Annotated in this window: 15 protein-coding genes; 9 read left to right on the forward strand and 6 right to left on the reverse strand. The window is 36.1% G+C overall.

Going from position 1 to position 14551, the window contains the following annotated elements:
• Nucleotides 1–260: 260 nt before the first annotated feature.
• Entirely contained in the window at nucleotides 261–833 is a 573-nt protein-coding gene (locus K2F26_RS21865) for a response regulator (protein WP_220609469.1), read from the reverse strand.
• Nucleotides 834–1051: 218 nt separating this feature from the next.
• Between K2F26_RS21865 and lipA the strand changes: the two genes are divergently transcribed.
• On the forward strand, nucleotides 1052–1957 hold the full coding sequence (gene lipA / locus K2F26_RS21870; RefSeq protein WP_220609470.1) for a lipoyl synthase: 906 nt from the start codon (nucleotides 1052–1054) through the stop codon (nucleotides 1955–1957).
• A 139-nt stretch (nucleotides 1958–2096) separates the two neighbouring features.
• Nucleotides 2097–2213: a photosystem I protein PsaX gene (locus K2F26_RS21875; RefSeq protein ID WP_220609471.1), complete on the forward strand. Its 117-nt coding sequence runs from the start codon at nucleotides 2097–2099 to the stop codon at nucleotides 2211–2213.
• A gap of 199 nt (nucleotides 2214–2412) precedes the next feature.
• Here the strand turns inward: K2F26_RS21875 and K2F26_RS21880 are convergent, their stop codons facing one another.
• Entirely contained in the window at nucleotides 2413–3279 is an 867-nt protein-coding gene (locus tag K2F26_RS21880; RefSeq protein ID WP_220609472.1) for a branched-chain amino acid ABC transporter permease, read from the reverse strand.
• Between the two features lie 313 nt (nucleotides 3280–3592).
• Between K2F26_RS21880 and hrmK the strand changes: the two genes are divergently transcribed.
• A complete protein-coding gene (hrmK, locus tag K2F26_RS21885) occupies nucleotides 3593–5428 on the forward strand; it encodes a hybrid histidine kinase/response regulator HrmK (RefSeq protein ID WP_220609473.1) in 1836 nt (611 codons plus the stop codon).
• Between the two features lie 27 nt (nucleotides 5429–5455).
• Here hrmK and K2F26_RS21890 read toward each other — a convergent pair whose 3' ends face one another.
• Nucleotides 5456–8263 (reverse strand): cation-translocating P-type ATPase, encoded by a 2808-nt coding sequence (locus K2F26_RS21890; protein ID WP_220609474.1) that lies wholly within the window; start codon nucleotides 8261–8263, stop codon nucleotides 5456–5458.
• Nucleotides 8264–8782: 519 nt separating this feature from the next.
• Between K2F26_RS21890 and K2F26_RS21895 the strand changes: the two genes are divergently transcribed.
• From K2F26_RS21895 to K2F26_RS21905, 3 genes are all read left to right on the forward strand, one after another.
• Nucleotides 8783–9007, forward strand: coding sequence for a type II toxin-antitoxin system HicB family antitoxin (locus K2F26_RS21895; protein ID WP_194056720.1), 225 nt, complete (start codon nucleotides 8783–8785; stop codon nucleotides 9005–9007).
• Nucleotides 9007–9246, forward strand: coding sequence for a type II toxin-antitoxin system HicA family toxin (locus K2F26_RS21900; RefSeq protein ID WP_220609475.1), 240 nt, complete (start codon nucleotides 9007–9009; stop codon nucleotides 9244–9246). The genes K2F26_RS21895 and K2F26_RS21900 overlap by 1 nt, the downstream gene beginning before the upstream one ends.
• A gap of 315 nt (nucleotides 9247–9561) precedes the next feature.
• Nucleotides 9562–9759, forward strand: coding sequence for a hypothetical protein (locus K2F26_RS21905; protein WP_220609476.1), 198 nt, complete (start codon nucleotides 9562–9564; stop codon nucleotides 9757–9759).
• A gap of 67 nt (nucleotides 9760–9826) precedes the next feature.
• On the opposite strand, the gene K2F26_RS21910 is transcribed toward K2F26_RS21905, so the two are convergent.
• Nucleotides 9827–10585, reverse strand: a complete 759-nt coding sequence (locus K2F26_RS21910; protein WP_220611982.1) for a Uma2 family endonuclease — start codon at nucleotides 10583–10585, stop codon at nucleotides 9827–9829.
• A gap of 259 nt (nucleotides 10586–10844) precedes the next feature.
• On the opposite strand from K2F26_RS21910, the gene K2F26_RS21915 reads away from it, so the two are divergent.
• From K2F26_RS21915 to K2F26_RS21925, 3 genes are all read left to right on the forward strand, one after another.
• On the forward strand, nucleotides 10845–12452 hold the full coding sequence (locus tag K2F26_RS21915) for an IS1634 family transposase (RefSeq protein WP_220608157.1): 1608 nt from the start codon (nucleotides 10845–10847) through the stop codon (nucleotides 12450–12452).
• 392 nt (nucleotides 12453–12844) lie between these two features.
• On the forward strand, nucleotides 12845–13081 hold the full coding sequence (locus tag K2F26_RS21920) for an RNA-binding protein (protein ID WP_194056712.1): 237 nt from the start codon (nucleotides 12845–12847) through the stop codon (nucleotides 13079–13081).
• Nucleotides 13082–13085: 4 nt separating this feature from the next.
• Nucleotides 13086–13319, forward strand: a complete 234-nt coding sequence (locus K2F26_RS21925) for a hypothetical protein (protein WP_220609477.1) — start codon at nucleotides 13086–13088, stop codon at nucleotides 13317–13319.
• A 407-nt stretch (nucleotides 13320–13726) separates the two neighbouring features.
• On the opposite strand, the gene K2F26_RS21930 is transcribed toward K2F26_RS21925, so the two are convergent.
• Nucleotides 13727–14050 carry a helix-turn-helix domain-containing transcriptional regulator gene (locus K2F26_RS21930; protein WP_220609478.1) on the reverse strand — a complete coding sequence of 108 codons (324 nt, stop codon included), beginning with the start codon at nucleotides 14048–14050 and terminating at the stop codon, nucleotides 13727–13729.
• Nucleotides 14051–14055: 5 nt separating this feature from the next.
• Nucleotides 14056–14547, reverse strand: coding sequence for a DUF4365 domain-containing protein (locus tag K2F26_RS21935; RefSeq protein ID WP_194056707.1), 492 nt, complete (start codon nucleotides 14545–14547; stop codon nucleotides 14056–14058).
• Nucleotides 14548–14551: the final 4 nt, after the last annotated feature.

Below are 14551 nucleotides of genomic sequence, written 5' to 3' on the forward strand. Positions count from 1 at the left end.
AATTGGTCGTTTGGGGATTTGAGATTGGCGAACTGCTTGCAGCAGCGCTTCGCTATCGCCATCTAAGATTTCGACCATTTTGTATCAAAATTATCCTCAACTTGGTTAAAAAATCCAAAATTACCGATTGTGACACTGGGGGGTGCGGAATGTGGGATACAAATTCAAACCAGAAGTTAAAACATTACATCCGTAGAATCTAAAATCCCCGTCTCTTGAGAACGGGGAGCGTCAAAAGAAATAGAAATAGCCAAGAAAACTTATTTAATTTTCTGCTTAATAAATCTTACCACCAGAGTTAGATGTTTCTTTAAATTATCAATTTCCGCTTGCATCTTGGCAATTTTAGCATTAAGAGCTTGAATTTCAGCGGCAGAAGCTCCTTCTGTACCAGCTTTAGTAGCTCCTACTGCTGCTGTTGTAGTAGCTGCTGGAGTAACAGCATCTGTACGGCCTTGTTTAGCTGCTTTTGCCATAGCTGATTTAATAGCATTAATCACCTGTCTATTGTCAAAAGGCTTGTTGAGAAATTCAAAATATTCAAATGGTTCGGGAATTTTTTCTGTCACCTCTTCCTTACGGCCAGACATGATCACTAAAGGAATTTTCTTTAATTCTGGGTTGGCTTGAATTTTTTGAAAAACTTCCCAGCCACTCATTTTCGGTAAAATAAAATCCAACATGATCAAGCTGACTTTTTCTTTAAGGATGAGATTATATCCTTCTAAACCGTCTTTTGCTTCTAATACCTCAAAATTGCCTGGAGGCAACATTTCACGAACTTTTACTCTGATAACTGTAGTGTCATCGATAACTAGAATTTTGTTGGCCACGACTGATTACTCTACCAAAGACTATAAGTTTATATGGCTGATGCGCCGACTGACATTAAGAATTCTCCCACTATATATAAGATTTGTGTAAATTGGGGGAGAGTATATTTCCGTATAATTGCCAAAACTGTAAGCTATTGGTAGCTTTACGTTTATAGGTATCATATTACAGTATTTCCCAGTGATTTTTTATATTCTCAAGTTCATCAACGGATTATATGACTTCTGCACAAGAACTAAAATCAGAAATTGCTGCCATGCCTAGCTGGTTACGCCGTTCTATTGGTAAAGCCAGTGAAATTTCGACGGTACAACGTATTATTAAGCAGCGTCAAATTCATACTATTTGTGAAGAAGGCCGCTGTCCCAACCGGGGGGAATGCTACGCCCAAAAAACGGCAACTTTTTTACTTATGGGTCCGACTTGTACCAGGTCTTGTGCTTTTTGTCAAGTAGATAAAGGTCACGCACCAATGCCTGTAGACGAGGAAGAACCGCAAAAGGTAGCAGAATCTGTACATTTGTTAGGATTGAGCTATGTGGTACTGACTGCTGTTGCCCGTGATGATTTAACTGATGGGGGTGCGGGTCATTTTGTCAAGACTATGGCAACAATTCGCCAAATGAACCCAGAAACGCAAATTGAGGTTCTCACACCAGATTTTTGGGGTGGTGCGGGTGTGGGTGAAACTGGTCAAAAGCAAAGGATAGCTATGATTGTAAATGCTCAACCTGCTTGTTATAACCATAATGTGGAGACAGTCCGCAGGTTAACAGGTCCGGTGCGACGAGGTGCAAAATACGATCGCTCTTTGGCAGTGTTAGCAACAGTGAAAGAAATTGATGCCAGTATACCCACTAAGTCCGGTTTAATGTTGGGACACGGAGAAACTCAGGAAGAAATAATAGAGACAATGGGGGATTTAAGGGCTGTGGGTTGCGATCGCATCACACTGGGTCAATATATGCGCCCTTCTTTGGAACATCTCCCAGTACAAAAATACTGGACACCAGCAGAATTTGATGAACTGGGGAAAATAGCAGAGGACATGGGCTTCATTCATGTTCGTTCAGGTCCTCTGGTGCGAAGTTCTTATCATGCTGGGCAGGAAGGTGACAGGTGACAGGTGACAGGTAACAGCAAAAAATTTACCTATTCCCTGTTCCCTGTTCCCTTCACACAAATATTTTTAAAGATTGTGGAAAATTGGCGCTTATGTTTGCTATTTGTGGAAAAGTGATTAAATCAGGAGAACCAAATTTATGACTTCCAAAGGAAAAGCTGCTAAACCTTCTTATGTTTTCCGTGCCAGTTGGGCGTTACTGCTGTTGGCGATCAACTTTTTGGTAGCAGCTTATTATTTCCATATCATTGAGTAATTAGCTATCAGCTATCAGCTATCAGCATTTAGCGATCAACTTTCTGGCTATGAGGTTGATGCTAAATACTGACGGCTGACGGCTGATTCTTTATACCAATTTAAAAGATGAATGTGAACAATTAAAAGATGAAACTTTGATATATCAGGACTTTCACAATCCAAAATCCAAAATCCAAAATCCAAAATCCAAAATGGTATTAGATTGTGCCTTTAAATAAACCTTTAGGACGGATTAACAAGACCAAAATCATGATTAACAGAGCTACACCTTGTTTATACTGAGAACCCAGCCAAGGAGTGCTGACTTCCTGAACAATACCAATGATAAAAGCAGCAGCGATCGCACCGTAGGGGTTGCCAATACCACCCAAAATCACAGAGGCAAACAAAGGTAAAATCAAAAACCAGCCCATATTCGGACGTACAGCGGTAATTAAACCGTACATACTACCGCCTAAAGAAGTAAAAATACCAGCTATGATCCAAGTCCAGAGAATTACTCTATCAACGTTAATACCAGATACTCTAGCTAAGTCTAAATCATCTGCCACTGCTCGCATGGCTTTACCGATTTTAGTGTTTTGTAATATGTAGTGAAGAAACAAAATCGCCAGTACAGCTAACCCTAGTACCAATAATTGATTTTGCGGTATCCGTAATTCCCCAAATTCTAAAGCCGGGATCACAGGGAGATTATAGTTTTGGTTTTTACCACCCCAAATAAAAATAATGCCGTTACGGAGAAATAAGGCCAGTCCGATAGAGATAATTATCAGTGTTGTGGAAGTAGCACGAACCGAGCGCATCCTTGACCACAGCAATTTTTCTATCAGTAACATTACCGCTACTGTTCCTACTGCGGCTAAAATCATTGATAGCCAAATATTTACACTTAGGGTATTTGTTACTAAAGTCAAATAAGCTCCCAAGGTGAGAAAATCACCGTGAGCAAAGTTAGATAATCGTAAAATTCCATAGGTCAGTGTTAGTCCTACCGCTCCTAGAGCAATAATACTGCCCACAGCAATCCCATTAATGATTAATTGAGCCAGTTGTGTATCCATTGTTTGACGTTTATATGAAGAAAATAAAATAAATGTGTAATGTGATTCACTAACAGTTGCATTATGCGTTACAATAGAGACTAACATTTTTAATGTAAGATTAAAAGATATTTCTCCGTTAATATAAGTAAAACGACGTGAAAAAAAAAAGTATGTAACAAAATGTAAATCACACTGAAAACTTATTCACTCTTGCCTTTTGCCTTTTGCCTCTTGCCTTGCCATAACGATAAATTTCAACGTCTACCTACTTACATAAAATCCAGTTCATAATTTCCTGCCAAGGTTAGTTTCTTTGGCTGTTTAGTGAACCATGCAGCAATCTCCAAGCTTACCAGAACAAAACTCCCAGATCGATGGAACACCAAAACTTTTGCACAGAATCCAGCAACTGCGGGATAATTTTTGGTTGCAAAACAGCTTAAATCATTTGCAGAATCGTTTAAATGATTGTCTGCTGGCTGCTAATATGATGCAGTCCGCAGATACAAAAGCAGAAATTTATCAAACGGTAGTCAACGAACTGGAAAAAGCTTTAAATGCGCGTTGGGTGGCGATCGCGCAATTTCAACCAGATGACATTGTGGGTAAGATTTGTTATGTTTCTAGTTATCCCTCCTTGAGAAAACAAACGTCAGAAATAATATCCCAACCTGGGACAAAGCTGGACTTGAGGTTAAACGCTACCATCAGACTGGAAGATTTGCAGCAAATGGAGAAACAAAAACCTGGCAGTGCTTGGCGTTTATTTGAAGATGCTAATGGTATGATGGCATGGCTAATTATTGACACATCAAAGTCTAACGTGAATGGTGTTTCAATTAAACCATCCTTAACTCCCCTGCGATCACAATTCATTAAAAGAACAATTCAGTATTGTCATACAGCCTTAACACAACTAAAGCAAATACAATTTTGGCAAGAAAGATGTCAACAATTAGCTAATTATAATCAAGAATTAGAACGCACCAATCAACTTAAAAATCAATTTCTCGCCAATACCAGTCACGAAATCCGCACACCTTTAAGTTGTATAGTTGGATTTACTCATCTACTTTTAGCACAAGGTTACGAACCAGAGAGACAACGCCATCAAGAATATTTACACATCATCCAATCGAGTGGTAAGTATTTATTAAACTTGATTAACGATATTTTGGATCTTTCCAAAATTGAAGCCAACCAGCTAGAAGTGCAATGGGAAATAATTGATGTACCATTATTATGTGGCAATGTTTTAGCTTTGGTGAAAGAAAAAGCTGCCAATAAAGGTTTGAAATTACGTTTACAAATTAACGATGATGTCACAACTTTATTAGCTGATCCTTTGCGACTGAAGCAAATGCTATTGAATTTATTATTTAATGCGATCAAATTTACCAATTCAGGTAGTGTTGGTTTAAGAGTAGCTACACAAGATTTATATTTACGGTTTACAGTTTGGGATACTGGGATTGGTATTTACAAAGAAGATCAATCTTTACTATTTCGTCCTTATAGTCAAATTATTAATTCTGGTTCAAGAAACAATGAAGGTACTGGTTTAGGGTTGGTGGTGACACAACAACTGGCTCAAATTCATGGTGGTTATTTAGAGTTAGAATCGGAAGTAAATAAAGGTTCTGCTTTTACTATTATCTTACCACTTCAACCCACAGGAAAAGTTTTGGACGCAATAGAAGACAAGGCAGAAAAAGATTTAGAATTAAGTAAAGTAACGAGTAATTCTTCTGTTCATATTCCCATCAGTATATCAAGAGAAATTTTGTTAGTAGAAGATGATTTTGCCAATTCTGAATTAATGCGAATTTATTTAAGTAGATTAAGTTATCAATTAACTTGTGTTAAGAATACACAGGAAATGTGGATGACTCTCCCACAGATACAACCAGCAGTAATTTTAATGGATGTGAATTTACCAGATAGCAATGGTTTGAATGTAGTAGAACAACTGCGAAAACATCCCCAATATCAGCATATTCCGATAATTGCCCAAACAGCAATGGCGATGAAAGGAGATAGAGAAACTTGTTTAGCTGCTGGTTTTGATGATTATATTTCTAAACCCATAGATTTACAAATTTTAGGTAGTATGGTGGCAAAATATTGTCAAGGATTTAACAATGGACAATTGATAATTGATCATTGATAATGAGGTTAATTGGGTGGAAAATCTTTAGATTTCAGCTTGATGGTTGACTCTGTTAATAATTCTTTTTCGCAATTCATCAGCTATTAAAATTAACGGTGGACAAAATAACAACATTAATAAATAAGATGGTTTTAAAGGTGCTGTTGAGAAGATTTTTTGCAGGGTAGGAGAATAAATAATAGAGAGAATTAATATCCATTCTATGGCAATTCCTGCCCAAATCAAACGATTAGTAAAAAAGCCCAATCGCAAAATTGAAAACCGTTCCGAACGACAAGCAAAAACGTTACCATCTTGACAGGCGACAATTACGGCTAAAGTCATGGTTGTGGCTTGATGATAAATCGCCATTGTGGCAGCATTGGCTGAGTGAGATAAAATACTGGGACTGAGTGCTTGTAATTGGGGAAGATGATAACCATTTGTCCACCAAACAAAGAAAAATCCTGCCATCCCTGCTATACCTTCCAGCAGTCCTAAAAAGCAGTAAGCACGCAGTAATAAAGGTAAATCTAACAAAGATTGGTTTTTTTTCCGGGGTGGTAACTCCATTGAACCAGTTTCCGGTTTTTCTGCCCCTAATGCTAGTGCCGGCAGCATATCTGTACCTAAGTCAATGGCTAAGATTTGCAAAATTACCAGTGCTGGGGGGATTTTCAGAAATACCATTGCGAGGAAAGGTAAAAACTCCGCCATGTTGGAGGCGAGAATATAAGTCATGAACTTACGGATGTTTTGATACACCGCCCGCCCCTGTTCAATGGCAGAGACAATAGTGGCAAAATTATCATCTATGAGAACTATATCCGCAGCTTCACGGGCAACATCTGTACCGCTAATTCCCATTGCAATGCCGATATTTGCAGCGCGTAAAGCGGGGGCATCATTGACACCATCACCAGTGACAGCGACAATATGACCAAGGGTTTTATATGCTGTAACTAACCTGAGTTTTTGTTCTGGTATGACTCTGGCAAAGACTAACCCGGTTTTGTGTTTGTGGATGATTTGCCGTAATTGAGTATCAGAAAGATGTCCTAATTGTTCACCAGTGATAATTCTGGGTTTACCGTTTGCTAAACCGATGCGTTGGGCGATCGCTGCTGCTGTCAAACCATAATCGCCTGTAATCATAGTAACTTGAATTCCGGCACGATGACAAAGGGCGATCGCATCCGCAACTTCTGGACGTGGTGGATCAATCATCGCCACCAATCCCAAAAAGGTCAAATCCTGTTCTAATAAATTATTATCTTGCTGGTTTAATTCCGTCCCACCTTGCCTTATCGCCACCCCTAACACACGATAACCTTGACTTGCTAATTGATCATTAGCGGTAATAATTTCCTCATGCTGAATTTCCGTCAATTCCAGCTTTTCCCCTGAATGCCATAAATACCGCGAATGTTCTAATACATCTAAAGGTGCGCCCTTAGTAAAAATCACATACTCGTAATTTTCCACATCATCTAACCCTAAATTACCTTTTAACAACACCGTCATCAGTCGCCGGTGAGAGTCAAAAGGAATTTCTCGAACTCTGGGCGATCGCTGTTGTAACTCCTCCAACTGCAAACCCGCCTTAATTGCAGCCACCAACAAAGCCGCCTCCGTAGGATCACCCACAGCTTGCCATTGATTGGAATTAGGGGGATGATTTAACCGCGCATTAGAACAAAGTGCCGCACCAGCCAAAATTAACCGCACCTGAGACTGATATTCAGGAGATGAAATTTCCACTTCTCCCTTGGGTTCATAACCGACCCCAGTCACGTTAATATTAGTATTAGGAATCCATAATTGGCGGACAGTCATTTCATTTTTTGTCAAAGTCCCGGTTTTATCAGTACAAATAACAGTAGTTGCACTGAGAGTTTCCACCGCAGACAAGCGCCGCACCAAAGCATTCTTTCTGGCCATGCGCCTAACACCAATAGCCAATGCTAAACTCACAGTAGGTAGTAAACCTTCCGGCACAAAAGCCACAATAATGCCAATAGCAAAAATGAAACTTTCTCGTAGTTGCATTCCTACCAGTAACTTCGTTAATAAAAATATCACCACCCCCATACTCAAAGCAATGATAGTAATGATGTGAACTACCCTAGAAATCTGCACTTCTAAAGTGCTGGGTTCTCGTTTCACATGGGCTGTAAGATGGGCTACTTGACCAAATTCTGTATGTGTACCTGTGGCATAGACTACAGCCAGTCCCCGACCAGAAGCCACAGTAGAACCTGCAAAGACTAAATTACTAGCTTCAGAAGCGTGGATATTGGCGGCGGTGACGGGTTCGCTAATGCGGGGAACGGGCAAAGATTCTCCTGTGAGTACGGAAGCATCTACATATAAAGACTGACTTTCAATAAGTCTGGCATCAGCAGAGATTTTATCACCTTCTTCTAACTGCATGACATCGCCGCTAACTAATTCACGGGCAGGAATTACAGATAATTTGCCATCACGAAAAACTTTAGCTTGAGAAGGTAGGATTTTTTTCAGTGCTGATAAGGCTTTTTCTGCTTGATATTCTTGCCAAAAACTAAAAATAGCATTAATCCAAATTACTGCCCAAATTGCCCAACCTAATTCCGGGGTTTGGGAAATAAAAGCTAATATTCCCGCTACCCATAATAGCAACGCCATAAAATGGGTTAATTGGTCAGTGAAACGGAGAATTAAAGGGCGTGTTTGGGGTTCGGGAAGTTCATTATAACCGGATTTTTTTAATCTTAAATTTGCTTCTGCCTCGCTGATACCTTGGGGAGTTGTTGTTAGTGTTTTGTAGACTTCTGGAGGTGTCAGCGTCCAAATATGAAAGTTAGAATTCATACTTTTGGTATCAATCGGGCGTTCATATTTTAGATGCTGATTTTATAGCTTTTCATCTGTCTGAGGTATTGTCAGAATCAGGATATCCAGGATTGAAGGATTTACAGGATGGTAATTTTTAGATTGTTTATAACATTTAAAGGCAATCATCAAACAACATCCTCAAAATCCCAACATCCTCACAAACAATCATTCAGCAACATCCTGTTAATCCTATCATCCTGGACATCCTGATTCAGACAAAAATTTAAGACTTGACAAGACGCAAATGTTATATTACACTTATGTTATGAGTGGAAATCTGTCCGCGCATATATAGTAAGATTTTGTATTATTAACATCATTATTTTTACCCATATCTCAAAGATCCCCGACTTCTTTGATCCAATCATCCTCTATCAAAATCAATTATTATAGAAATTGAGGATCTAAATCCTGTTAATCCTTAAATCCTGTTAATCTGGATTCAGACAATATAGATGTGATATCTTAATGATTAGATCATCCCAAATAAACTATATGAAACAAATTAAAATTATTGTAGAAAAACACTTTGATGGTTATATTGCTTATCCCCTTGGTATTCAAGGAGTTATAGTTGGTGAAGGTGACAGTTATGAAGAAGCTTTAGCGGATGTAAAATCAGCAATCCGATGTCATATAGAAGTATTTGGTAAGGAAGTTTTAGAAGATGAATCACCAATTTTAGAAGCTTTTGTAGCTGAAGCTGAGGTGATTATCTAATGCCTAAATTTCCTGTAGATGCACCAAAAGCAAAAGTTATTAGAACATTGGAATTACTCGGATTTAGTATTATTCGAGAACGAGAACATATTGTTATGGTAAAAGACAATAAAGATGGAACAAAAACACCATTAACTATACCTAATCATTCACAGATTAAAAGTTCAACATTAAGATCGATCTGTACTCAGGCTGGAATATCACGGGAAGATTTTTTAGCAGCATACGAACAAGCATAATCTTATCAGAAAAATTTTCTGATGAAAGTTTCCCCAATTCTGACATAATTAATTAGATGAACGAGAAAATTACTCCCTTCCCACACAAAGATAACTGATATTGTTTCTCTGTGTCCTCTGCGTCTCTGTGGTTCGTTTTAAAAAAATATCAAGAATAATTGAACGCAGATGAACGCAGATAAACACAGATAAAGATGGACAATCAAAAATCAAAACATGACACTTTCAAAAAACATCCTGTAAATCCTAAAATCCTGGACATCCTGATTCAGACAAATTAAAATATTAGTACACCACAAATGAAATATATAATGTATGAATAACTCAGCATTTACCATCTTTATTGTCTTTGGATTTATTTGGATTTTCATAGCCACTGCTGCTGTAATTGCACTGTTTAAATCTGATGGTCAAGAAATTAGGATTAGTAACATGGGATTAATCATTATTATTCCTATTATTTTACCAATTATTATTACCCTGAGTTATGCAGCATTTAAAGGGACATTTTAATAATGATGGTCAGAATCAGGATATCCTAATTCTGACATTTTTTAGGAATTTTTTAAAACATTAGTATTTATTCTAACATTTCCCGATCAATTCCTAAAGCGTTAAGTTGTTCAGTAGAAAGAGAACGTAATTTTTCAATAAGTTGTTCTCGTTTTTGTTTTTCAACTTCTGCGCGTTCTTCACCTGTTAACAATAAATTACCTTCTTTATCCCACCAACGCAACCAAGGTAAATCAGCATTTTGATATAAACCTTGCCAAATTCCTAACTCTACCCCTAAAGGTTTAATGGGATAATGTCCCCGTTCATTGGGTGTCATTAATTGGTAATTGGTATCCACCAAATGATAAACTTCAACTTGGGCTTTTGCTACTTCATAAATTGCATAATAAGGAACACGGATAGCTTGTTCATAAACCCAAAATTTACCAACTTTGCCATCATTTCCTTGAGATGGTGGTGTTTTATCTCGTTCTTCTGTACCATCACCGGAGACAAATTCAATCACTATTAAAGGTGCAATATATTCTTTCCATAGCACATAAGAACGGCGCATTTTACCGTTTAAAGTTGGTGGTACATTACCCACATAAAACCAATCTGGTGCTTCTGCACCTTTTTCTGGTGGATCTGTTAAACGCCAATATATCCCAGAATCTTGACCAATACAATATTGGCCATCAGGATGTAGTTTATCTAAAACTGGTTTAATTGAGTCTGTAATTAATATACTTTGGGGATGTTCCTGAAGATTTTTCACAAATGTACCATCGGATTCTGGTAACTGGGTGTGGTCTGGTAATGTCAATACTGTGAGGGAAGTCATAGGCATAACCAAGATTTGTATTTTTATTTTATGTTTAAACTTCGATCCTGTATAACCCACATTCCGCACTTCAAAATGTAGTACATATACAAGTATCATAAGCAGCATAGAGTGTTAAATATAAATACGCAATCAAGAAAGTAAAAATATAGACTTTAATTCCCATTTGACTACTAAAGAGAAACTCATAAGGCATTGAGAATAAATTCAGGAAAAAATGAGAGAATGAGACTGAAGTACCTAAAAATGCCTTCATAATATGAATTACCAAACAGAAGAAATTGAGAGTAAAAACATAGATCACTTAGGAATAATCGCAGGAATAATAGATGAAATAGGAATAGTAGAAAAAATCAACGAGATATTTTCAATAGATATCAGAGAGAAAGTAAACACAGGAGAAGTAGTCAAAGCAATCATTCTCAATGGACTAGGCTTTGTATCAAGACCACTATATTTGTTCCCAGATTTCTTTAAAGACAAAGCCGTAGAACATCTAATAGGAACAGGAATAAAAGCAGAAGATTTAAACGACGATAAAATAGGTAGAGTCATGGATAAACTCTATAAATATGGATTAACTAAACTATTCTTAATCATTGCCTTAGAAGTAGTAAAGAAATATGGAATAGACACAAAATATTCCCATTTAGACTCAAGCTCATTACATTTACACGGGGAATATAAGAATTGCGTAAATAATCTAGAGAAAGAACTAGGAATAAATCGAGAACATCCAATAATGATTACACAAGGATATTCTCGTGACCATCGCCCAGACCTAAAACAATGTATATTAGATTTAATAGTAAGTAGTGATGGGGATATACCATTATTTTTTAGAGGGGCATCAGGAAACGAATCAGATAAAGCAGTATTTGCTCATATCTTAGTAGAATATTCTAAACAAATAGATTTTGAAAGTATCATGGTGGCTGACAGTGCATTATATAGCGAAAGTAATTTAAAATTAATGTCAAACATGAAATGGATAAGTCGAGTACCATTATCCATTAAAAAAGCAAAAAATTTAGTGAAAGCCTCCATAAATAATGAAATGAAAGCCTGTAAAATCAAAGGTTATAGCTATATCGAAGAGAAAGTATCTTATGGAGGAATAGAGCAAAGATGGTTATTAGTAGAAAGCGTAGAGAGAAAAAAAGCAGACTTAAATAAACTAGACAAAAAAATCCAAGAAGAGTTATTAAAAGCTAACAAACAAGTAGATAAATTAGAACAGGAAGAATTTGCTGATAAATCTTTAGCCGAGTTGAAAATCAAAGAAATAACAGCTAAATTAAAATATCATCAAATATCAGACTATCGAATTACCGAGACATTAAATCAAGGGAAAACAGCAGTTTATAGAGTGAAATGTAAATTAAGAGAAAATCAGGAGTTAATTACACAACAGCAAAACTCTTGTGGCAGATTTATTTTAGCCACCAATATTTTGGATGCTCAGGAGTTAGAGTCAGAAGAAATCCTCAAAATATATAAAGAACAACAATCTACAGAAAGAGGATTTAGATTTATCAAAGACCCGTTATTTTTCGCGGATAGTCTGTTTGTGAAAAATCCCCAAAGAGTAGAGACAATGATGATGTTAATGGCATTATGTCTTTTGGTTTATAATTTAGGACAAAGACAATTAAGAATGTCATTGAAGGCACAAAAAGCCACAGTTAAAAACCAACTGAATAAACCTACAGAATCTCCCACATTAAGATGGATATTTCAGTGCTTTCAAGGTATTCATCTTTTGATGGCACAAGGATTTCAACGAATTCTTAATTTAACGGAGTCGCATTGTCATATCTTGCAATTCCTACCTACTACTTGTCAAAAATATTATTTATTATCTTAGTTTTCTCTCTATTTTTACTATTTCATCGGTTATCTTTTTGATAACTGATTCCACACCTTGAATTAAATATTGTTATTGCAATAGCTTTTAAACACCTTCTAAAGCTCAACTTTGTGTGTCCATAATTTTGTTTTACATTGATACGTAATTGTTCAAACCATAAGTTTTAATTTACCGTCAATGTAGTTTGTTTATGCTACTTTTTGAAGTGCGGAATGTGGGGTATAAATCCTGATTCAGAAAAACGATGATCTTGAGCAATTTTGCATTTCAAGACTTGACAAGACACAAAACTCGCAATACACTTATGTTATGAGTGGGAATCTGTGGGCGCATATATAGTAAAATTTTGTATTATTAACATCATCATAGTTTTTACAAGGAGAAAAATATTGAATTTTGAGATACTTGGAGACATTGAAAAAATAGAAATTATTGCTATTGATAAATCAATTCGTGATCTAGAAAGATTAAGGAAAATCTATGGACAAGGGAGATGGCGGAAATTAAAAGGAATTGCTACAATTAAATTAGAAGATGAAAGCATCTGTCAGGCTGAACTGCACTGGTATGAAGCTCATGGTATTGGTAAAAAAGAAATTAAAATTAAGTACCTTTTAGATGAGTAAAAATATGTCAAATAAAAACATCTCTAAACAATTCGCTATATGTATCAAAAATGATAATTACCCAGCTTCCTTAGAAACGAGAAAAATCTATGAAGTTTTACCAGATGAAAAAGCGAGTCAACATCATCAAATTCGGATTATAGATGAATCAGGAGAAGATTATCTTTATCCCAAGTCCTATTTTATTTTACTGGAATTACCTACAGAAAATCGAGAATTATTAGCTTTATTTAGTTAATAATCTCAGGATTTACAGGATGTTATTTGGTAGTCAAACATCCCCGACTTCTAAAATAATTAATGTGTTAAATGAGAAGATTCATTAAAGAAGTCGAGGATCTAAATTTTGTCTGAATCAGGATAACCAGGATTAAAGGATGAACAGGATGGTAATTTTTAGATTGTTTATAAGTAGTCATGCAAAATAAATTGCACATTTCATTTACCCGTCTTCCTTGTATGGTAAAGGATACAGAGTTTCCAAATAAGAAATTAATTTTGCACAGGTACTTAATCATTTAAGGACAATCATCAAAAAACATCCTGTAAATCCTAAAATCCTGGACATCTTGATTCAGACAAATAAAATACCCAACATCCTCACAAACAATCTATCCAAACCCCTACCCTACCATCACCCTAAAACTAACTATCTTTAACCTCTAACTTAATTCGATACCCCAAAGCGTCTAAAAACTCAATCAAACTATAAATCTCATCTCCAGAATTGTCAGATAGCATCTGATCAAGTTGTTGATATTTCTGTTTAGCTGCTTGCGAAAGATTATTTCCTGCTAACCGTGCATCAATAATATTCTTTAATGCAGAACGTAAAACTTCAGGTTCACGTCCTTCTTCATCCAATTGTAAAAAAGTTTCTAAATATGCAGCAGCTTCTTCAACATCTTGGAGAGATGAAATTAAATATTCCTTATAACTTTTACTTGTCGGTATTATTACTTCTTTCATGATTTTTACAATTTTATTAAATTACTTTTATGGTCATACCAGCTATTAACAATCGTAATAATATTATCTATTTCCTCATCATTCAGGAGCGTTAATTCCTCATTTTCATTAATTTTCAAAGCCACATTATTATGATCTTTGATGATAGGTTCTAAAATCCATTTATAGTAACCTTTATCGTTATCTACTGTAAAGAAAAACAAGCACATTGGAAATGGTAAATCTTTGAAAAAACTGATATTGAAATTATATTTTTTATTTTTAACTTTAAAAAAATCCTGTTCCTGAATTAAGTCAGAACTAGAAGCTGTTGCTTTTACTTCTATACCAAACATTCTACCGCTATATTTACCATCTTGAGTGATTTTCAATAAAAAATCTAAAGTTCCTGCACCTTGTTGTTGCTCAGAAATAATCAAATCGTCACGACGAGTTAAATAAACTTTTGCTAAAGCTTCTGCACGTAAACCAACGTACCAATTTGATTCTGTTTGCATTGTT

Source organism: Sphaerospermopsis torques-reginae ITEP-024 (assembly GCF_019598945.1).
Taxonomy (GTDB): domain Bacteria; phylum Cyanobacteriota; class Cyanobacteriia; order Cyanobacteriales; family Nostocaceae; genus Sphaerospermopsis.